This window comes from Mycobacterium sp. 4D054, from assembly GCF_052245755.1.
In the GTDB taxonomy this organism is placed as follows: Bacteria; Actinomycetota; Actinomycetes; order Mycobacteriales; family Mycobacteriaceae; genus Mycobacterium.
On sequence record NZ_JBQQCF010000010.1, the window covers coordinates 91,736 to 113,282 of the forward strand.

The 21,547-nt window shown below is 69.8% G+C and carries 10 protein-coding genes; 5 read left to right on the plus strand and 5 right to left on the minus strand.

The window, feature by feature from the left end; translation table 11 throughout:
* Nucleotides 1–63: 63 nt before the first annotated feature.
* On the minus strand, nucleotides 64–11,025 hold the full coding sequence (locus tag ACTWP6_RS10180; RefSeq protein WP_443187551.1) for a type I polyketide synthase: 10,962 nt from the start codon (nucleotides 11,023–11,025) through the stop codon (nucleotides 64–66).
* A gap of 236 nt (nucleotides 11,026–11,261) precedes the next feature.
* Here ACTWP6_RS10180 and ACTWP6_RS10185 point away from each other — a divergent pair, with 236 nt between their 5' ends.
* From ACTWP6_RS10185 to pe, 4 genes are all read left to right on the plus strand, one after another.
* Complete coding sequence (locus ACTWP6_RS10185; protein WP_443187552.1) at nucleotides 11,262–12,683, plus strand: condensation domain-containing protein; 1,422 nt, start codon at nucleotides 11,262–11,264, stop codon at nucleotides 12,681–12,683.
* A gap of 24 nt (nucleotides 12,684–12,707) precedes the next feature.
* Nucleotides 12,708–15,698: an MMPL/RND family transporter gene (locus tag ACTWP6_RS10190; RefSeq protein WP_443187553.1), complete on the plus strand. Its 2,991-nt coding sequence runs from the start codon at nucleotides 12,708–12,710 to the stop codon at nucleotides 15,696–15,698.
* Between the two features lie 40 nt (nucleotides 15,699–15,738).
* Complete coding sequence (locus tag ACTWP6_RS10195; RefSeq protein WP_443187554.1) at nucleotides 15,739–17,508, plus strand: AMP-binding protein; 1,770 nt, start codon at nucleotides 15,739–15,741, stop codon at nucleotides 17,506–17,508.
* A gap of 69 nt (nucleotides 17,509–17,577) precedes the next feature.
* The gene (gene pe / locus ACTWP6_RS10200; protein WP_443187555.1) at nucleotides 17,578–18,705 is read left to right on the plus strand and encodes an acyltransferase PE; all 1,128 of its coding nucleotides are present in this window, start codon (nucleotides 17,578–17,580) and stop codon (nucleotides 18,703–18,705) included.
* Between the two features lie 3 nt (nucleotides 18,706–18,708).
* Here pe and ACTWP6_RS10205 read toward each other — a convergent pair whose 3' ends face one another.
* Nucleotides 18,709–19,374 (minus strand): GAP family protein, encoded by a 666-nt coding sequence (locus ACTWP6_RS10205; protein ID WP_443187556.1) that lies wholly within the window; start codon nucleotides 19,372–19,374, stop codon nucleotides 18,709–18,711.
* Between the two features lie 147 nt (nucleotides 19,375–19,521).
* Here ACTWP6_RS10205 and ACTWP6_RS10210 point away from each other — a divergent pair, with 147 nt between their 5' ends.
* Nucleotides 19,522–20,022, plus strand: a complete 501-nt coding sequence (locus ACTWP6_RS10210) for a flavin reductase family protein (protein WP_260756370.1) — start codon at nucleotides 19,522–19,524, stop codon at nucleotides 20,020–20,022.
* 32 nt (nucleotides 20,023–20,054) lie between these two features.
* On the opposite strand, the gene ACTWP6_RS10215 is transcribed toward ACTWP6_RS10210, so the two are convergent.
* From ACTWP6_RS10215 to ACTWP6_RS10225, 3 genes are all read right to left on the minus strand, one after another.
* Nucleotides 20,055–20,216, minus strand: a complete 162-nt coding sequence (locus ACTWP6_RS10215; RefSeq protein WP_260756371.1) for a hypothetical protein — start codon at nucleotides 20,214–20,216, stop codon at nucleotides 20,055–20,057.
* Between the two features lie 72 nt (nucleotides 20,217–20,288).
* A complete protein-coding gene (locus tag ACTWP6_RS10220; RefSeq protein ID WP_443187557.1) occupies nucleotides 20,289–20,729 on the minus strand; it encodes a hypothetical protein in 441 nt (146 codons plus the stop codon).
* A gap of 60 nt (nucleotides 20,730–20,789) precedes the next feature.
* Entirely contained in the window at nucleotides 20,790–21,545 is a 756-nt protein-coding gene (locus ACTWP6_RS10225) for a succinate dehydrogenase/fumarate reductase iron-sulfur subunit (protein ID WP_443187558.1), read from the minus strand.
* Between the last annotated feature and the right edge of the window lie 2 nt (nucleotides 21,546–21,547).

Genomic DNA, 21,547 nt, shown 5'->3' on the forward strand with positions numbered 1-21,547 from the left:
GCGCAATTCACGGCACAGTGCGAACCCGACCAGGCCAGGTGCGCACCGTGGCGATGCGGTGTCTCAGTCCTGCTCCGGGGTCGGCGTGGTCGGCCCCGGCTCCGTCTCCGCGTCCGGCAGCTGGCCCACCAGATACTCGGCCAACCCGCCGATGGTCGGGTAGTCGAACACCGCGGTCGCGTTGATCGTGAACGCGCCGCCGAACTGACTGTGCAACCGGTTGCGCAGCTCGATGGCCATCAACGAGTCCGTGCCGAGGTCCAGGAACCGGCTGGACGCCGCGGGTGGCTGCGCCAACCGCAGGAAGTTCTGCACCTCGCGCTGCAGGAACTCGGTCACGAAACCGGCGCGCTGCGGCACCGGGATCTCCTGCAGCTGCCGCAGCAACTCGCTGTCCCCGGTCACCTCGCCCTCCGGGCGGGGCAGTACCAGGTCGAGGATCGGGGGCCGGGAACTGCCGAGCACCTTCGCCGCGCGCTGCCAGTTGGCCTTGAGCACCGCGGCCTGACCGGTTCCGTTGGCGACGACTTCGGCCAGCGCGCTCAGCGCCGCCGACGGCTCCAACGGGATCAAACCTTGAGCGGTGATGTTCGCCGTCGCCGCGTCGGAGGACGCCATGCCCCCCTGCGCCCAGGGGCCGAAGTTCACGCCGGTGGCCGGCAGGCCGTGCGCGCGCCGCTGCGCGACGAGGCCGTCGAGGAACGCGTTGGCCGTCGCGTAGTTGGCCTGGCCGGGGGACCCGAACACGCTGGACACCGACGACGACACGATGAAGAAGTCCAGGTCGTCCTCCCGCGTCAGGCGGTCCAGGTGATCAGCGCCGAAAGCTTTGGGCGCCAGCGTCTTCCGGAAGCGGTCCAGATCCTGCGCAGCGAGCAGCGCATCATCGAGCACACCGGCCAGATGTGCCACGCCCGCCAACGGCGGCAGTTCGGCGCGGATCCTCTTCAGCAGCGTCGCCACCTCGTGTTCGTCCCCGACGTCGGCGGTGAACACGTGTACGCGGCACTTGTGGCGGTCGACGATCTCGTCGATCACCTGCTGTGCGTGGGTGTCGGGTGCACGCCGGGACGTGAGAACGAGGTCGCCGGCTCCCAGGTGGGCCAGATGCGCCGCGGTGTGCAGACCGATCGCGCCGAGACCGCCGGTGATCAGGTAGCTGCGGTCGGCCCGCGGCTGCAGCGGCGCGGGAATCTGGCACACGATCTTGCCGATGTGGCGGGCCTGCTGCATACGGCGGAACGCGGCCCGGGCCTCGGTCAACGGGTAGACCTCGGCGGGCAGCGGCCGCCACTCGCCCCGCTCCAGGCCGTCGGACACCTCGGTCAGCAGCGTGCGGATGCGTTCCGGATCCTGCAGCGTGGTGACGTCGAGTGCGACGATCTCGTAGGAGATGTCGGGCCGGGCGGCAGCCATCTGCTCGGGTGTCCAGATGTCGCGTTTGGCGATCTCGGCGAAGCGACCGTTGCGCGCGGTGGCCCGCACCGTGGCCTCGATGAACCCTTCGTTGGTCAGGCTGTTGAGCACCACATCCACGCCGGCGCCGTCGGTGTCGTCCAGGATCTGGTCGGCGAAATCGGTGCTGCGCGAATCGTAGACGTACTGCACACCCATCCTGTGCAGCGTCGCCCGCTTGTAGGTGCTGGCGGTGGCGAACACGGTCGCGCCGTGCTGCTGGGCCATCTGGATGGCGGCCAGTCCGACCCCGCCGCTGGCGGCGTGGATGAGCACCCGGTCACCCGGTTTCAGCTGCGCCCAGTCGAACGCCAGCCGGGTGGTCAACGCTGCGGCGGGGATGGTGGCCGCCTCCACCGCGCCGACCCCGTCGGGGATCGGCGCCAGCAGTTGCGCCGGGACGTTGAAGCGGCTGGAGAACGCGCCCTGCATGAACCCGTAGACCCGCTGGCCCACGTCGAGTCCGGTGACGCCGCTGCCGAGTTGGGTCACCGTACCGGCGAAGTCGCCGCCGATCGGTCCCGGGTCGCCCGGGTACAGCCCCAGCACGTTGAGCACGTCGCGGAAGTTCAACCCCGCGGCCTCGACGCGCACCTGCACGTAACCTTCGGCAGGCGGCGGAACTTCGGTCTCGGTGAGCCGCAGGTTGTCGATCGCGCCGCGCTCGGTCGGAGCCAGCACGAAGTCCGCGGAGCGTGGCACCGTGAGGTGGCCGCTGCGCGACCACGGCAACAGCCGGGACGCCAGCAACTTCCCTTGGCGCACTGCGAGTTCCGGCTCGTCGACCGGTGCTGCCAGCAGGCCGGCCAGCGCGCGCACCGCTTCCGGTGAACCGTCGCAGTCGACCAGCCGCCACCGCAGGCCGGGTTCCTCGTTGGCCGTGGTGCGTCCGAAGCCCCATAGTGCGGCCTGCACGGGGTCGACCGGCTCACCGGATTCACAGGCCACGGCCCGCTCGGTGACGACCCACAGCCCGCCGGGCAGCTTCACGCCGCCGTCCTGTGCGCCGCGTTGCAGCGTGTGCACCGCGCTGAGCAGGTGACCGATCTCGGCCTCGATCCGCGCCTGAACGTCGGCACTGGACTCACCGGCGCTCGCCGCGCTGCTGCGCCACACGACACCGGAGAACGGCACACCCTTCGCGTGTGCCTGGCTCAGCACCTCGCCCAGCGGTTCGGTATCGGTGTCGCGGTGCCACGCGATACAGCCGGGAACGGCGGAGGCCAGCTCGTCGAATCCGGCGATCAGCCAGGTGCCGGCCGGTGCGCCGGCATCGGCCGGCGCGGGCACCTCGTGCCAGCCCAGGGTGTAGAGCAGCCGGGTGGCGTCACCGCCGAGGCCGCGCAGCAGCGCCTCCCGCGGGGCGCGCTTGACGGTGAACTCGCGGATGCCGCCGAGGATGCGACCGTCCCGGTCGACGAAATCGAGGTCGAACACCTGGGTTTCGTTGTCCAGCGCCGCGGCGTGCCACCGGGCGCGGCAGTAGAACCGGCGCGGCATCTTGTCGCGCAGCACAACCTGCCCGTACCTCAACGGCAGGAACAGGTCGCTGACACCCTGCTCGGCGGCCAGCAGCGCCGGGAACGCCGGGAACGCGACACCGGTGCACAGGTCCATCAGCACCGGGTGCATCGGTTCGGTGGCCAACTGTTCGGCGAGTTCCTCACCGACGAGGATGTCGCCGATCGCCTCACCGTCGCCGAGCCACAGCGACTTCAGCGAGCCCGACCAGGTCGGTCCCCAGGCCAGCTCCAGGTCGGCGAACGTTTCGAACAGCTCCTGGGGGCGCATGCGTTCCAGGCGCTCGATGGCCTCGTCGACCGGGTCGGAGTCCTGCCCGACCGGTTCGTCGTCGCCCATGCCGGCCGCGACGGTGCCCTCGGCGTTCAACGACCACTCGGCGTCGCGGACGCCGTAGGGCCGGCTGTGCACTTGGAACGTCCACGACCCGGCATCGGTCAGCGGGCGCAGGGTCAGCTGCACCTCACGGGAAGTCTTCTCCGGCAGGATGATCGGCTCGTAGAAGAAGATGTCCCTGGCGCGTGCCGGGGTGCCGACGGCGGCCAACGCCATCGCCGCGTACGTCGCGCCGGGAACCACGACGGTGCCGTAGATGACGTGGTCGGACAGCCATGGCTGCGATCTGACGGACAGCCTGCTGGTGTAGACGGTGTCACCCGAGGCCAGATCTTTGGCTCCGCCCAGGATCCCCGATGCCGCGGCACCGGTCCCGCCGTCGACGGCGAGCCCGCTCGTCCTCGGCCAGAACCGGCGGCGCTGGAAGGGGTAGGTGGGCAGTACCGGCCGGCGGGACGGGCGGCGATGCAGCACAGCGAAATCGGGCCGGTGACCGCCGACGTAGGCCGCGGCGAGCGCGTCGGCGATCTGCCGCCGATCATCGATGCCCTTACGCAGGGACACGATCGCCCGCGGCGCGGCCAGGTGCTCCGGCCATACCTGCACCGCGGCGCCGGTGAGTACCGGTTGCGGTCCGATCTCCATCAGCACGGTGGCGCCCAGTGCCGCCACCGTGCGCACGCTCTCCGCGAACTGCACGGGCTGGCGGGAATGCTTGCGCCAGTACTGCGCGTCGAGCGGGGTCTGGGCCGTCAGCACCGTCCCGGTGCGGTTGCACACCAGCGGCATGGTCGGCGTGGCGTATTCCAATCGCGAGGCGTAGGCCTCGAATTCGTCGAGTACAGGATCCAGCAGCTCGGAGTGGAAGGCGTGGCTGGTCTCCAGCCAGGTGCAGCGGATCCCGTCCTCGCTGAACCGGGAGACGATCTGTTCCAGCTCCTCACCCGGGCCGGAGAGCACGGTGTTGGGTCCGTTGTAGGCGGCCACCGACACCCGCGCGAACCCACCGGCGGCCTGTTCGACGCGGGTGGCGTCGGTGAACACCGCCACCATCCGGCCGCCGGTGGGGAGGCTGCCGAACATCCGGCCGCGTTCGGCCATCAGCCGGGCACCGTCGGTGAGGCTGAACACGCCGGCCACGCACGCGGCGGCGTACTGGCCGACACTGTGTCCCAGTACCACGTCGGGTTCGATGCCCCACGACTGCCACAGCCGGGCCAGGCCCATCCCCACGGCGAACAGCGCCGGCTGCGCGAACGACGTGTGCCGCAACCGTTCTCCGGCCTTTCCGCCGGTCTCCCGGTCGGTGGCGAACACGACCTCGGTCAGCGGCAGCGGCAGGATGTCTGCGACGGCCTCCGCGCACGCCGTCACCGTCTCGGCGAAAACCGGCTCGGTGTCGAACAATTCGCGCGCCATGCCGGGGTACTGGCTACCCTGGCCGGTGAACAGCCACGCCGTCACCGGCCGATGGGTGTGCTCGCCGCGGACGACGCCCGGGCGCAGCCGGTTCTCGGCCAGCTCGGCCAGTCCCTGCCGGGCCGCGTCGACCGAATCCACCACCAGCGCGGCGCGCTGCTCGAAGTGGGAACGGCCCGTTCCGGCGGTCAGGCACACGTCGGCCAGGTTGGCCTCCGGATGGGCGCAGAGCCAGGACTGGTAGCGCTGCGCCAGGCTCACCAGAGCCTCCGGAGACCGCGCCGACAGTGGCAGGACGTGAACCGGTGCCTGCTCGGTGGTGCCCGGCTGCTCGTCGTCGATGACGGGTGCGGGCCGGGCGGGCGCCTCCTCGACGAGGACGTGCGCGTTGGTGCCGGTGAACCCGAAGGAGCTGACCCCGGCGCGGCGGGGCCGTCCGTCGGTCTCCCAGGGTGTCGGCTCGGCGACGACACGCACCGGCAGTGTGTCCCAAGGGATGTGCGGTGACGGGTTGTCGAAGTGCAGGCTCTTCGGCAGCACCTGGTGCTGGAGGGACAACACGACCTTGATCAGACCCGCTGCGCCGGAAGCGGATTCGGTGTGCCCGATGTTGCTCTTGACCGATCCCATCAGCAGCGGCCGGTCCACGTCGCGGGCGGCGCCGTAGGCGGCGGCTGCTGCTGCGACCTCGATGGGATCTCCCAGCGGGGTGCCGGTGCCGTGCGCCTCCAGATAGTCGACGTCGCCGCCGCTCAGCCCGGCCCGAGCCAGCGTGGCAGCGATGAGCCGTTGCTGCGCACCGCCGTTGGGCACGGTCAGACCGCTGGACGCGCCGTCCTGGTTGACCGCGCTGGCCGGGATGACCGCGCAGATCCGGTCGCCGTCACGCTCGGCGTCGCTGAGCCGCTTGAGGACCAGGATGCCGCAACCTTCGCTGCGCACATAGCCGTCGGCCGACGCGTCGAAGGTCTTGCACCGGCCGACCGGCGAGAGCATCCGTGCGCGGGACGCGGCGACCACCGGGACCGGGCTCAGCAGCACGTTCACGCCGCCGGCCAGTGCCATGTCGCAGTCACCGGACTTCAGCGCCTGGCAGGCCTGGTGCACGGCGACCAGCGCCGAACTGCACGCGGTGTCGACGGCCACCGCGGGGCCTTCCAGACCCAGCGCGAACGCGACGCGGCCCGAGATCGCGTTGAGCGCGTTGCCGGTGATGAAGTGGGGTTCGATCTTGTCGATCGATTCCGCGGACAACAGGTGCGCGTACTCGTTGGCGGCGACACCGACGAATACGCCGGTTCTGCTGCCGCGCAACGCGGCCGGGGCGTACCCGGCTCGCTCCAGGCCCTCCCAGACGGTTTCGAGCATCAGCCGCTGCTGGGGTTCGATCCAGACCGCCTCGCGCGGGGAGATGCCGAAGAACTCGGGATCGAATCCGTCGATGCCGTCCAGGAATCCGCCGAAGCGGGTGTAGGTCTTTCCGGCCGCGTCCGGGTCGGGGTCGTAGTACTCGTCGATGTCGAACCGGTCCTCGGGAACCTCCCGGATCGCGTCGACCCCGCCGGCCAGCACCTCCCAGAACGCCTCCGGGTCGGGCGCACCCGGGAATCTGCACGACACCGCGACGATCGCGATGGGGTCGTCGGTGCGCGGCACCGCGGTGACCGGCAGCGGCGCCGCCTTGGTCTGCTCGGCGAGTCCGAGAACCTCACCGAGCAGGTAATCGGCCACGTCCGAGAGCCGGGGATGGTCCATCGCCAGCGTGGCGGGGATGTCCTTGCCCACGCCCTGCTCGATGCGGCGCCGCAGTTCGACCGCCATCAACGAGTCCATGCCCAGGTCGAAAAACCCGGCTTCCTCCCGGATCTCGGCGGCATCGACACGGGTGATCTCGGCGACCGCGTCGCGCAGATAGTCGGTGAGCAGCTTGCGGCGTTGCTGCACAGGCGCATTGGTGAGTCGCTCGACCAGCGGTGTGGTCCCGGAAGGGGTCGGTACCGGTACCGCGTCGGGCACCTCGCGCTCGAGCTCGGCGAGGAACGCCCGACGCCCGGTCTGCTGGTAGAGCGGCAGAAACCGGGCCCAGTCGATGCGCGCCACGACTCCCTGCACGGTGTCGGCCGACGTCGCGACATCGGCCAGGCCCGCCAGTGCGTCGGTGGGGGACAGCGTCCGGATGCCGCGCTGGTCCAGCCGCGCCCGGGACTGCGCATCGGCCATGCCCGCCGACCACGGGCCGAAGTTGACGCTGAACCCGGTGATGCCCTGTTCGCGCAGGCGCCATGCCAGCCCGTCGAGGAACGCGTTGGCTGCGCCGTAGGCGGTCTGGCCGAAGCCGCCCCACACCGACGCGATCGAGGAGGTGCTGAGGAAGAAGTCCAGGCGCAGATCGGCCGCGGCTTCGCTCAGGTGCCAGGCCCCCCAGACCTTCCCGGCGAACACGCGGTCCACCTCGGCGTCGTCCAGGGTGCTCAGCGCAGTGGTGCCGACCTCCCCTGCCGCGTGCACGATGCCGGCCAGCGGCGGCAGTTCGGCGGCGATCGTGCCCAGCAGCCGGGCGACGTCGTGCGCGTCGGCGACGTCGGCGGTGAACACGCGCACCTCGCAGGCGTGCTGTTCGCTCAGCGCGTCGATGCGGCGCTGCGCCTCCTCACCGGGGGCGCGGCGGCTGGTCAGCACCAGATGCCGGGCGCCGTGCGTGGCAAGGTATCCGGCGATCTCGAGACCGATCGAGCCCAGGCCGCCGGTCACCAGGTAGGTGGCGTCGCCGCGCAGGTGCAGCAGCTGCCCGCCCGGCGCTGTGGTCCGGCGGACGAGCCGGGGCACGTAGAGCGCCTGGCCGCGCAGCGCCACCTGGTCTTCCCTGAGCGCGGAGTCGGGCACGGCCGACACCTGGTCGAGCAGACGGTGCCATTCCTCGGCAGAGCCTTCGCCCAGATCCGCCAGCCCGCCCCACAACTGCGGCAGCTCCAGCGCTGCGGCGCGGCCGAAGCCCCACAGCGCGGTCTGATCGGGTGCGACCGAGTCGGCGTCGAGGACACGTTGGCCGCCGCGGGTCACCAGCCAGATGGGGGTGCGTAGTTCGGCTGCGGCCGCGGCGCGGAACAAGCGGCGGGTGCCGCCGAGGATGCGGTGCTGCATCCGCAGCAGCGAGCGCATCGACGGTGCGGTGTCGGCGTCCAGCGCCGCGACGTGCAGGATCCGCAGCGGCGAATCCTCGGTTGCGGCCGCGCGGAATGCGTCGACGAGTTTGGTCTCCTCCGCGTCGGACATCGGCGGCGCGACGAAGCTGTGCTGGTGGCCACGCGCAGACAGCGCGTCGAGCAGCGGCCGGACTGTCTCGTTCTCCTCGCCGACCAGGATCCACGTGGCGGTGTCCCGGGAGGACGCGACCGCGGCGATGTCCCAGCGGATGTGGTAGCGGTCGTCGGCCACGGATTGCCCGGCGCGTTGCTGATTATGTTGTGCGGCAAGCCTGTTCAGTACATCGACGGTGTGGTCGTCGGAGGCCGGGCTGCCCAGCAGTGTCGCGAGTTCGTCGATGTGGCCGTCCTCGAGCAGGCGGACGGTCTCGGTGCGCGCGGCGGAGAACCGCGCCGCCTCGGGACGGTCCCGGTTCTCGGAGAACCAGTACTGGCGATGCTCGAACGGGTAGGTCGGCAGGTCGAGTTTGCGCGCGTGCGGGCGGCGCATTGCCGCGAAGTCGGGCAGGTGGCCCATCACGTAGGCGTCGGCGAGCGCTTCGGTGATCTGGCGGTGATCTGCGGTGTTGCGCCGCAACGACGCGATCACGCGCGGGCTGGTGGCCGGGTCGGGCCAGGCGCCGAGCGCCGCGGCGGTCAACACCGGGCGCGGTCCGATCTCCACAAGCGTCTTGCAGTTCAGCTCTGCCAGCGTGCGCACGCTCGCGGCGAACTGCACCGGCTGCCGGGCGTGCCTGCGCCAGTAGGCGCCGTCGAGTCGGACGCTGCGGCCCAGCGCCGCGCCGGTGCGGTTGTCGATCAGAATGCGCTGCGGCGCAGCGAAAGTGAACTGCTGCGCGTAGGACTCGAATTCGTCGAGGATCGGGTCGAGCAGTGCCGAGTGGAATGCGTGGCTGGTGTCCAGCCAGTCGCACCGCACGCCGTCGGCGGCCAGGCGTGCCACCGCCTGCTCCAGATCCGTGGCAGGACCGGACAATACGGTGTTGGCGCCGTTGTAGGCGGCGACCGAGAGGCTGGGGAACTCGTCGGTCAGGGCCTCGACACGGTCGGCGGCGGTGAACACCGCGGCCATGCGGCCGCCGGCGGGCAGGCTACCGAAGAGCCGTCCGCGTTCGGCCATCAGCAGGGCACCATCGGTGAGGCTGAACACCCCGGCGACGCAGGCGGCCGAGTACTGGCCGACGCTGTGCCCGAGCACCACGTCCGGTTCCAGACCCCAGGACTGCCAGAGCCGGGCCAGGCCCATCTCCACCGCGAACAGCGCCGGCTGGGCGTAACTCGTCTGTCGCAGCGCCTCTTCGGCGTCCGGGCTGTCGGCCGCGAAAATTACTTCCAGAAGCGGCTTTTCGAGCACATCGGCGACGGCATCCGCGCACTGACGCACGGTGTCGGCGAACACCGGCTCGGTGTCGAACAGCTCGCGGGCCATGCCCGGATACTGGCTGCCCTGACCGGTGAACAGCCACGCCGTCTTCGGCGCCTCGTAGGACTCACCCCGCACCAGGCCGGGGGCCGGGCGGTCGTCGGCCAGCGCGCCGAGCAGATCCACCGCGGAGTCCCGCGAGTCGGCCACCACGGCGGCCCGGTGCTCCAGGTGCGCCCGCGCCGCGCCGGCGGTGAAACACACGTCGGCCAGGGTGGCCTCCGGATGGTCCTGCAGCCAGCTGCGGTACCGCCCGGCCAGCGCCAGCAACGCGGCGGGAGTGCGCGCCGACAGCGGCAGCACCCCGAACCGCTCCGGTTCGGGTACCGGCGCGGGTCCGGTGGTCTGATCCGGCGCCTCTTCGAGGATGACGTGGGCATTGGTGCCGGCGAAACCGAACGAACTGACCCCGGCGATGCGGGGCCTGCCGTCGGTCTCCCACGGCATGGTCTCGGTGACCACCTCCACGGCGAGCCGGTCCCACGGGATGTGCGGCGACGGGGTCTGGAAGTTCAGGTGTTTGGGCAGCGTCGCGTGTTCCAGCGCCAGCACGACCTTCAGCACGCCGGCGATGCCCGCCGCGGCCTCCAGGTGCCCGATGTTGGTCTTCGCCGAACCGATCAGCAGCGGACGTCCCGGTTCGCGTCCGCTCCCGAGCACCGCACCCGCGGCCTGGACCTCGATCGGGTCGCCCAGCGAGGTGCCGGTGCCGTGCGCCTCCAGGTAGCCCACCTCGCCGGGCTCGACGCCGGCGCGTCGAAGCGCGTCGGCGATAACCCGCTGCTGCGCAACACCATTGGGCACGGTCAGGCCGCCCGACGCGCCGTCCTGGTTCACCGCGCTGCCGCGGATCACCGCGCGGATCCGGTCACCGTCGGCCAAGGCGTCCTCGAGGCGCTTGATCACGATGACGCCGCAGCCCTCGCCGCGCACGTAGCCGTCGGCGGACGCGTCGAAGGTCTTGCACCGGCCGTCGGGGGCGAGCATGTGCGCGCTGGAGAACGTGATCATGGTGGCCGGGGTGAGCAGCACGTTCGCACCGCCGGCCAGCGCGAGGTCGCATTCGCCGAGGCGCAGCGTCTGGCAGGCCTGGTGAATCGCCACCAACGACGAGCTGCACGCCGTGTCGACGGCGACGGCGGGTCCCTGCAGCCCCAGCCGGTAGCTGATCCGGCCCGCAGCGGCCGCGTTGGAGGTCCCGATGGCCATGTAGGCCTCGATCTCGGGATAGGTCAGCTCGTCGGAGGCCATCCCCAGGTAGTCGTGGGTGGCCAGCCCGACGAACACGCCGGTGTCGCTGTCGGCCAGCGAGGTCGGCGCGATGCCCGCGTGCTCGACGGCACGCCAGGCGGTCTCCAGCAGCATGCGGTGCTGCGGGTCCATCAGACGGACCTCGCGGGTCGACATGCCGAAGAACGGCGCGTCGAAGCCGGTGGCGTCGTCGACGAAGCCCGCGCGGCGGGTCACCACCTTGCCGGGGGTAGCGGGGTCCGGGTCGAAGAACTCGTCGACGTCCCAGCGGTCGCCCGGCACCTCCGAGATCGCGTCGCGACCCTCGCGCAGCACGTCCCAGTACTCGTCGGCGTCCGAGGCGCCGGGAAACCGCGCGGCGTAGCCGATGATCGCGAACCGTGGGGCCGGGTCGTTCCGTTGTCCACCGGAATCCATGCCGCTGACCTCCTTGCATCGACGGTGAAATGCGACCCTGCGGACACCTGTCGCGCGTGAAGACCCACTTCCCCCGTCGGACACTATGGCACGGACCCCCGCACAGTGTGCGGTTGCCGGCAGGGGATATGCCCTAGGCCGGCAACCACGGGCCGGGCCGGAGTATGTTGATCCGGCAACGGGCCGATTCCTTGATCTTGAGGCGGTCGGGCGGGAAGTATCGGGAGGGTCAAGTCTTGCGCATCGGCAAGATCACGGTTGGCGCACTTGACGAATGGTCGCTCAGCTCAGGGGCTGTCACGTCCTGGCATCCGACGGCCGCGGCGCTAAACAAGGCACGGCAGGCGCCGCGCAGCACCGTGCCGGTCAGCTACATGCAGGGCCAGCATCTGCGCAATTACTCTGAGCGCACCACCGCCGGGCTGACGTTCTCCCGCCAGATCATCGCCAGCTGCGAGGTGCCCGGCCAGTGCGACATCGCGGCGATGGACCATGCGGTGAACGCCTACCTGCGCCGCCACGACACTTTCCGTAGCTGGTTCGCGCCCGGTGAGGACGGGGGCTTCGTCCGGCATGCGCTTGAAGACCCCGCCGACATCGAGTTCGTGCCCGTCGATCACGGCACCATGACTGTCGATCAGATCCGCGACCACGTGGTGGCCATTCCGAGCCCACTGGAATGGGGCTGTTTCACGTTCGGGGTGATTCAGAACGACGGGCATTTCACATTCTTCGCCGCCATGGACCACGTCCACGGGGACGCCACGCTGATCGGCACCACCATGCTGGAGGCGAACGGGATGTATTCGGCGCTCAGCGGCGGCGGTCAGGCGCTGACACTTCCCGATGCCGGCAGTTTCGACGATTTCTGCGTCAGGGAGCGCGCACACACCTCGGAATTGACCCTGGATTCGCCCGAGGTGCAGGCCTGGATCGAATTCGCCGAGAACAATAATGGCGGATTCCCCGAATTCCCGCTTCCGTTGGGCAATCCGCTGGATTCGGTCCGCAGCGACATGACGTCGGAGATGCTGCTGGACGCGGCGCAGACCGAACGCTTCGAAGCCGCCTGCACCGCCGCAGGAGCGCGGTTCGTCGGCGGCCTGTTCGCAGGCCTGGCCCAGGTGGAGCACGAGCTGACCGGCGCGTTGACGTATTACGGCCTGACACCCCGGGATTCGCGTTCGGCGTCGGACAATTTCATGACTCAGGGCTGGTTCACCGGGCTGATCCCGATCACCATTCCGATCGGCGCGGCGTCGTTCGCCGAAGCCGCGTGGTCGGCGCAGACCGCATTCGACTCGAATCTGAACATGGCCAAGGTGCCGTATTACCGGGTACTGGAGTTGGCGCCGTGGCTGAAATGGCCGGAGCCCAATTTTCCGGTATCGAATTTCCTGCACGGCGGCGCTGCCCCGCTCAACGCCATTCTTGCCGCCGGTGAGATGGGCCTGGCGAACAATATCGGCATCTATCCGGACGGCCGATTCTCTTATCAGCTGACTGTGTACATCTTCCGCTACGGCGAAGGCACGGCCATGGCGATCATGCATCCCGACAATCCGGTCGCCAAGAAATCTGTCACCCGTTACCTGCTGGCGATGAAGTCCGTGTGCGCGCTCGTCGCCGACACCGGGCACTGGGGGCGCGTCGCTTAGCGTGGCAGCGGGAGTGAGGGCGATATGCGGCGGCTAGCCGATGTGGTGGTGCGGTGGCCCTGGGCGGTGATCGGGGTCTGGGTCGCGCTGGCCCTTGCGCTGCCGATGTCGTTCCCGTCGCTGGGCGAGATGGCCGAGCGGCACCCGCTGGTGATCCTGCCCGCCGACGCGCCCTCGAGTGTCACGGCCCGCAAGATGGCCGAGGCGTTCCAGGAGCCGGGCTCGGACAACCTGCTCGTCGTCGCGTTCATCAACGAGGGCGGCCTGGAGCCTGCCGACGAGGTCACCTACCGCGAGGTGGTCGACGCACTGCGCGACGACGTCACCGACGTGGTGTCGGTGGAGGACTTCATCAGCACCCCCCAGCTGCGTCAGTTCCTGACCAGTGAGGACAAGACCACCTGGGTGCTGCCGGTCAGTCTGGAAGGGGAGCTCGGCACCCCGCGGGCGTTCGACTCCTTCAACCGGGTCGCCGATGTCGTCGAACACCACCTCGGCGACGGGCCCCTGGAGGTGCATCTGACCGGTCCCGCGGCCACGGTCGCCGACCTCACCGTCGCCGGTGAACAGGACCGACTGCCCATCGAGATCGCGATCGCGGTGCTGGTGCTGGGTGTGTTGCTGCTGGTGTACCGCAGCGCGGTCACCATGCTGCTGCCGCTGGTGACCATCGGGTCGTCGCTGTTGATCGCCCAGGGCGTGGTGGCCGGTTACTCGGAGTTGACCGGCTCGGGGGTGTCCAACCAGTCCATCGTGTTCCTGAGCGCGATCATGGCCGGGGCGGGCACCGACTACGCGGTGTTCATGATCAGCCGCTATCACGACTTCCTGCGGTCGGGCGCCGATTTCGACGACGCGGTGAAGTCGGCGATGGTCTCCATCGGCAAGGTCATCACCGCCTCCGCAGCGACCGTGGGCATCACCTTCCTGGTCATGAACTTCGCGCAGATGGGCGTGTTCAAGACGATCGGGGTGGCGGCGGCGATCGGCGTCGGCGTCGCGTATTTGGCCGGGATGACGCTGCTGCCCGCGATCCTCGTGCTGGCGGGGCCGCGCGGCTGGGTCAAGCCGCGCCGGGAACTCACCACGCAGTGGTGGCGGCGGTCCGGTATCCGGATCGTGCGCCGGCCGGTGCAGCATCTGGTCGCCAGCGTCCTGGTGCTCCTGCTGCTGGCGGGCTGTGCGATCTTCGCGCAGTTCAACTACGACGACCGCAAAGCGGTCTCGGCGTCGGCGCCGAGCTCGATCGGCTACGCCGCGCTGGAGCGGCACTTCCCGATCAGCCAGTCCATCCCGCAGTACATCCTGGTGCAGTCGCCGCGCGACCTTCGCAGCCCGCAGGCACTGGCGGATCTGGAGCAGATGGCCTCGCGTATCGCGCAACTGCCGGACATCGGGCTGGTCAGCGGTGTCACCCGGCCGCTCGGCGAGGTCCCGGCCGAGTTCCGGGCCACCTTCCAGGCCGGCATCGTCGGGGACCGGTTGGCCGCGGGCTCGGCCCAGATCGGCGAGCGCACCGACGACCTCAACACGCTGGCCGACGGCGCCACCACGCTGGCCGACACCCTCGGGGACGTACGCGCCCAGGTCGACAGGATCGCACCGAGCCTGCAGACGCTGCTCGACGCGGTCACCAAGGTGCGCGTCGAGTACGGCGGCGAGCGGCTGGTCCGCGACGTCGAGACGGCGGCCAAGCTGGTTCAGAGCGTCAACGAGCTCGGGCTGTCGATGGGCATCAACGTCGCCGCGGTGCGGGACATGTTCGGCTGGATCGGCCCGGTCCTGGTGGCGCTGAACGGCAACGCGGTCTGCGACGCGAACCCGTCGTGCGTCAACACCCGCATGCAGTTCCAGCGGCTGATGGACGCGCGCGAGGACGGCCGGCTCGAGCGGATCAACACCCTGGCCGGAGATCTGGAGGGGCTGGACGACCGGCAGTCGCTGAACGCGACGGTCGCGACGCTGAACTCCGCGATGACCAACATCGTCAAAGCCGTCGACGAGCTGGGCCTGGACTCGCCGAGCGGCGCGCAGACCGGTCTGCGCGATGTCCGGCAGGGCGCCGACCGGCTGGCCAGCGGGAGCCGGCAGGTGGCCGGCGGTGTCGACGAACTCGTCGAGCAGGTGAAGGTGATGGCCGCCGGCCTGGACCAGGCGTCGACGTTCCTGCTGACGATGCGCAACGACGCGGCGGCCTCGTCGATGGCCGGGTTCAACATCCCCGCCGAGGTGCTGGGCGCGGTGGAGTTCCAGAAGGCCGCCGAGGCTTTCATCTCCCCGGACGGCCACTCGGTGCGGTACCTGGTGCAGACCGAGCTCAACCCGTTCAGCCCCGATGCGATGGATCAGGTCAACGCCATCAGCGACATCGCCCGGGGCGCACAGCCGAACACCACCCTGGCCGACGCGACGATCTCGATGGGCGGCTTCCCCGCCGCGTTGCGCGACACCCGCGACTACTACGAACGCGACATCCGGTTCATCATCATCGTCACCCTGATCGTGGTGCTGTTGACGTTGGCCGTGCTGCTGAGGTCGGTCATCGCCCCGCTGTATCTGGTCGGTTCGGTGGTGGTGTCGTACTTCGCGGCGATCGGCATCGGGGTGCTGGTGTTCCAGATGCTGCTCGGACAGCAATTGCACTGGAGCGTGCCGCCGTTGGCGTTCGTGGTGCTCGTCGCGGTGGGAGCCGACTACAACATGCTGTTCGTGTCGCGGCTGCGCGACGAGTCCCCGCACAGCGTGCGCTACGGCGTGATCCGCACCCTGAGTTCCACCGGCGGGGTGATCACCGCGGCGGGGCTGATCTTCGCCGCTTCCATGGCCGGGCTGCTGTTCGCCAGCATCGGCATCGTCGTCCAGGGCGGTTTCGTGATCGGGGTCGGGATCCTGCTGGACACCTTCGTGGTCCGCACCATCACGGTGCCGGCCATCGCCGCCCTGGTCGGGCGTGCGAACTGGTGGCCGTCGCGGGTGACCGAGCCCCGAAACGACCGGGTCGGTGCGCATGGGTGAGGTGTGTGAAACTACGACTCGTGCCGGCCGCGGACCCGATGTGACCTCGTCGACCATCCTGTCGATGCTGCACGGACGCGCCAGCATGCGCCCCGACGACATCGCCTTCACCTTCACCGACTATCTCGACGATCCGGGCGGGGTGCCCGAGAGCCTGACGTGGTCGCAGCTGGCCCGGCGCACCATGAACGTGGCCGCGGCGATCCGCCGCCACGGCGCGGTCGGTGACCGCGCCGTGATCCTGGCCCCACAGGGGCTGGACTACATCCTGGGGTTTCTCGGCGCCATGCAGGCCGGGCTGGTCGCGGTCCCGCTGCCGCTGCCGCACCGCGGATCCACCGACGACCGGCTGGGGCCGATCCTCGCCGACACCGAACCGGCGGTCGTGCTGACCACCGCGGCGGTCGCCGATGACATGGCCGACCACCTCACCCGGTCACCGCGGCAGGCGGCGCCGACCGTCGTCGAGGTCGACGCCCCGGCTCTGGCCGCCGTCGGCGCCAACGCCCTCGAAACCGTCGAAACCGTTGCACCGCAGGATATTCCGAGCATCGCCTACCTGCAGTACAGCTCTGGCTCCACCCGTCGGCCGACCGGCGTGATGATCTCGCACCGCAACCTGACGGTGAACTTCGAGCAGCTGATGCGCAGTTTCTTCGCGCGGGCCCCGCTGCCGCCGGACGCCACGCTCGTGTCGTGGCTGCCCTTCTACCACGACATGGGCCTGGTGCTGGGTGTGTGCGCACCGATCCTGTGCGGCCGCCGCGCCGAGCTGACCAGCCCGGTCGCATTCCTGGAGCGGCCGGCCCGCTGGGTGCGCGCGCTGGCCGAGAACCCGCACGCGTGGTCCTCCGCGCCGAACTTCGCGTTCGACCTGGCGGCTCGCAAGACCAGCGACGACGATCTGGCCGGACTGGACCTGGGCGGGGTGGTGGGCATCATCAGCGGCGCCGAACGCGTCGAGCCGGCGACACTGCACCGCTTCGTGGATCGGTTCGCGCACTTCAATTTCCGTGACCACATGATGCGCCCGGCCTACGGTCTGGCCGAGGCGACGGTGTTCGTCGCGACGAGCACCTGGAACGAGGCCGCGCCCGCGTCGTACTTCGACGCCGCCGAACTGGGTGCGGGCCGGGTGCTGCCGTGCGCGCCCCGGCGCGGCCCGTCCGCCGGAAAGGTCACCGCTCTGGTCGAATACCAGGTGCCGGCGTCCCCGTCGCTGCGCATCGTCGACCCCGAGACCCGCCGCGAATGCCCGCCGGACGTCATCGGTGAGATCTGGGTGCACGGCGACAACGTCGCCGAGGGCTACTGGCGGGAACCGCCCGCCGGACAGGACGTCTTCGGCGCCGCGATCGTCGACCCGTCGCCGGGTACCGCCGACGCGCCCTGGCTGCGCACCGGCGATCTGGGCTTCCTCCACGACGGAGGACTGTTCATCGTGGGCCGGATCAAGGATCTGCTGATCATCCGCGGGCGCAACCACTATCCGGAGGACATCGAGGCCACGGTGCAGGCGATCACCCGCGGCCGGGTCGCCGCGATCTCGGTGCCGGTGCGCAGCACAGAGGAGCTGGTCACCGTGATCGAACTCAAGCAGCCCGCCGACCGCGACGAGCACGCCACCCGCCGGCTCGGTGAGGTCAAGAGTGAGGTCACCGCCGCGATCTCCAACGCCCACGGCCTCAGCGTCGCCGATCTCGTGCTGGTGCCGTCCGGGTCTATCCCCACCACCACGAGCGGCAAGATCCGCCGCGCCGCATGCGCCGAGCAGTACCGCCAGGACCAGTTCGTCCGGCTGGACGCCTGAGGGGCATGAGTTTGCGGAGTAAGGTCTCGGGGCAGGGCAGTCGAACGGGCGGGGGTGTGTGACCGACACATGAAGCGACTACTCGCGTTCGGCACCGCGCTGACCACCCTGGGCGCCGCCGGATGTCTCGGGTTCGGTATCGCATCCGCCGACGAGAACCCGCCACCCACACCGCCCGTCGCGGGTACCGCCCCGCCGATCGGCACGCCGGGCCGGGCCTACGCGCTGGGCGGCGCACACGTGCTCGGTATCCCGTACGACGAATACATCATGCGCACGGGCGCGGACTGGTTCCCGGGTCTCGACCGGCAGATCGTCGACTATCCCGCCGGTCAGGTGCAGGGCCACACGCTGGAACGGCTGTTCCCGGGCATCGGTGCATTCGGGGACCGCGTTGCGCCCGGACTCGGGCTCGACGGCCCCAGCGTCGGTGAGTCCGTCGACGTGGGCTCGCCCGACACCATCGCCGCGATCCGGCAGGGCGGGCGCGGCACCGCGATCGGACTGTCCGAGGGCGCGATGGTCCTCAACGACGTGCAGGCCCGGCTCGCCTACGACCCGGCCGCTCCGCCCCCGGACCAGTTGAGCTTCGCGATGTACGGCGACCCGGTGGCGCGGCACGCGTTCGGCGAGAGCTTCCTGACCCAGAACTTCCCGGTCGGCAGCGTCGTCCCCTCGCTCGACTACCGGATCCCGCCACCGGTGGAAAGTCAGTACGACACCTACCAGTTTGTGTCCGCGTACGACAGCATCGCCGACTGGCCGGACCGGCCCGACAACTGGATCTCGGTAGCCAACGCGATCGTCGGCCTGGCCACCGGGCACACCGCGGTCGCGTTCACCAAGCCGAGCATGGTGCCGCCACAGAACATCAGGACCACCGTCAACTCCCGGGGCGCGAAGACCACGACGTACCTGATCCCCGAGGAGCATCTTCCGCTCGTGCTGCCGTTCAAGTACCTCGGCGTCCCTAAGGACACGCTGATCGAGCTCGACCGGGTGCTCAAGCCGTACGTGGATTCCGGCTATTCACGGCACGACGACCCGCTGACCGCACCCGTCACGGTCGATCCGGTCAACGGCTACGATCCGGCCGAGGTCACCGCTCCGGCCACCCAGGCCGCGTTCGGCGGCGGCGCGGACCCGGTGTCGCAGTTGCTGTCCGGGCTGCAGTACGTGCTCAACAACCCGCCGTAACCGCTAGAGAGCGGTGAGCCCGACCGCGAGCAGCACCCCGCCGACCGCGGCCAGCAGCACGGACACTCCGCGGCGGCCCTGCGCCCGCAGCCACCCGTACAGCGCCGACAGCGCCGCGCGGGTACGGTCCGGGGCGATCAGATGGCACAGCAGTGGGATCTCCACCAGCGCGAGCGCCACCACGTTGAACGCCATCAGCGCGCCGAACTGCACCCCGGCCGCGGCTCCCGAGGCGACGATCAGCGCCAGCGCGGCCAGATAGTCCACCGAGGGCAGCGCCAGGCCCAGTCCCGCGACGCCCGCCGTCCACAGGGAGCGGCCCTCCAGCAGCCGGCGGGCCCGGATCGCCAGCGGCGCGAAACGTTCCCCGGAGCTGCCGTCGCCGCGGCCCCCGCCAAGCACCCCGACGGCCACCAGTGCGGCGTTGAGCAGCAGGATCGCTCCGACCACGATCTGCACCCTCGGCAGCGTGAAATGCGCCGAGTCCAGCGCCGGGCGCAGCACGAACAGCACGACCACCCCCACCGCGGTGCCCATGGCGAAACCGCCACCGAGGAGCGCGAGCAGCTGCAGGGCCGGCCGCGGCCGGTTGATCATCAGCACCGTCATCCCGATCCGGAACGGCTCCAGGCTCACCGCGACGGCCATCAGCAGGAGCGGGAACCACATGAGGGGCGACGTTACCGCGCCGACACCCGAACCCGACTTACGTTCAGACCGATTGCAACGCTTGCCTGCTCGTCACGCTGTGACCGGCCGTTTTGCCGTCACCCCGACGTGGCCGCGACGCACCGGCGCGTGGGAGGATGGGGGACGATGAGCTCAGAAACCCATCCGGACGACAAGCTCGACCCGACCGCGCTGCGCGACGCGTTCGGGCATTTCCCGTCCGGAGTCATCGCCGTCGCGGCCGAGGTGGACGGTGTGCGCGTGGGTCTGGCGGCGAGCACCTTCGTGCCGGTCTCACTCGACCCGCCGCTGGTGTCGTTCTGTGTGCAGAACTCGTCGACGACCTGGCCCAAGCTCAAGGATCTGCCTTACTTAGGGATCAGCGTGCTCGGCGAGGCCCACGACACGGCCGCGCGCACGCTGGCCGCCAAGACCGGTGATCGGTTCGCCGGGCTGGAGACGGCGTCGACCGAGCGAGGCGCGGTGTTCATCCACGGCACCAGCGTGTGGCTGGAGAGCAGGATCGAACAACTGGTGCCGGCCGGGGATCACACCATCGTGGTGCTGCAGGTCAGCGACATCACGGTGAATCCCGAGGTGCCGCCGATCGTGTTCCACCGCAGCACGTTCCGCCGGCTGGACGCCTGACGGGACGCAGCCCGGCGGTCGGCGCCCGCGGGTCAGGGACGGGCGGCGAGTTCGTCCCGGTAGTGCCGGACGCGCTGGTCGAGTTCGGCGGCATCGGCGGATCGGCCCTCCTTGCGGGCCAGTTCGGCGCGGATGCTGATTTCGCGGATCGCGGTGCGAATTTCGTTGATGCTGCAAGGCTCGCGAAGCGACATCGGAGCTGCCTTTCGTCGATGATTGGCTGCTTAGCCGAAGGGTACCCCCGGAACCTGGAGATGCACCACGGATCAGGCGGCGTGCACGTCCCGCAGCCCCACCGCGTTGCGCAGGCCGGAGCAGTTCACGCAGCCCACGCAGCCGATGCAGTCCTCGCAGTCGACGCAGCCCACGCACACCTTGCAACGGACGCAGGCGACACAGGCCAGGCACGCCAGGCATTTCGAGCACGCGATCGACAGCACCACCAGGATGCTGTTGGCGACGGCCGCGCTGCCCGCGGTCGCGATCGACTGGGCGATCGCCGCGCTGCCCGCCGTGGCGATGGAGTTGGCGACGGCCGCGCTGCCCACGGTCGCGATCGACCCCGCCACCCCGGCGCTCCCCGCGGTCGCGACGGAGCCGGCCACGACAGCACTGCTGTGGGTCGCCACAGATCCCGCGACGACGCAACTGTTTTCGGTCCGCAAAGAACGGACGACGGCGTCCGATGCGCCCTCGAGCGTGTTCATCGCGGTCTTCTGCTCTTCGCGCAAGCGCTCATGGCGGTCTTCTGCTCTTCGCGCAAGCGCTCATCGCCGCCGGAACAGCTTGTCGCCCAGCCACACCAGCGGGTCGTACTTGCGGTCGGCGACGCGTTCCTTCATCGGGATCAGCGCATTGTCGGTGATCTTGATGTGTTCGGGGCACACCTCGGTGCAGCACTTGGTGATGTTGCAGAGTCCCAGCCCGTTCTCGTCCTGGGCTTCCTGGGCGCGGCCGTCGTGGGTGTCGAGCGGATGCATGTCCAGCTCAGCCTGCCGCATCAGATATCGCGGACCCGCGTACGCCTGCTTGTTCTCCTCGTGATCACGGATCACGTGGCACACGTTCTGGCACAGGAAGCACTCGATGCACTTGCGGAACTCCTGCGAGCGGTTCACGTCCTCCTGGGCCATCCGGTACTCACCCGGCTGCAGATCTTTCGGTGGAGCGAAAGCGGGGATCTCCCTGGCCTTCTCGTAGTTGAACGACACGTCGGTGACCAGGTCGCGCATCACCGGGAAGGTGCGCAGCGGCGTGACGGTGACAACCTCGTTTTCACCGAACGTTGACATCCGGGTCATGCACATCAACCGCGGACGGCCGTTGATCTCCGCCGAACACGATCCGCACTTGCCGGCCTTGCAGTTCCACCGCACCGCAAGATCCGGGGTCTGGGTGGCCTGCAGCCGGTGGATGATGTCGAGCACCACTTCGCCCTCGTTGACCTCGACGGTGTAGTCCTGCAGCCCGCCACCGGTGTCGTCGCCGCGCCAGACCCGAAGCTGTGCGTTGTAGGCAGCCATGA

What these genes read in the sequence shown, in the direction of transcription:
- ACTWP6_RS10180 (WP_443187551.1), bottom strand. Translation starts at nt 11,025, where the DNA reads ATGGATTCCGGTGGACAACGGAACGACCCGGCCCCACGGTTCGCGATC.
- ACTWP6_RS10190 (WP_443187553.1), top strand. Translation starts at nt 12,708, where the DNA reads ATGCGGCGGCTAGCCGATGTGGTGGTGCGGTGGCCCTGGGCGGTGATC.
- pe (WP_443187555.1), top strand. Translation starts at nt 17,578, where the DNA reads ATGAAGCGACTACTCGCGTTCGGCACCGCGCTGACCACCCTGGGCGCC.
- ACTWP6_RS10205 (WP_443187556.1), bottom strand. Translation starts at nt 19,374, where the DNA reads ATGTGGTTCCCGCTCCTGCTGATGGCCGTCGCGGTGAGCCTGGAGCCG.
- ACTWP6_RS10210 (WP_260756370.1), top strand. Translation starts at nt 19,522, where the DNA reads ATGAGCTCAGAAACCCATCCGGACGACAAGCTCGACCCGACCGCGCTG.
- ACTWP6_RS10215 (WP_260756371.1), bottom strand. Translation starts at nt 20,216, where the DNA reads ATGTCGCTTCGCGAGCCTTGCAGCATCAACGAAATTCGCACCGCGATC.
- ACTWP6_RS10220 (WP_443187557.1), bottom strand. Translation starts at nt 20,729, where the DNA reads ATGAACACGCTCGAGGGCGCATCGGACGCCGTCGTCCGTTCTTTGCGG.
- ACTWP6_RS10225 (WP_443187558.1), bottom strand. Translation starts at nt 21,545, where the DNA reads ATGGCTGCCTACAACGCACAGCTTCGGGTCTGGCGCGGCGACGACACC.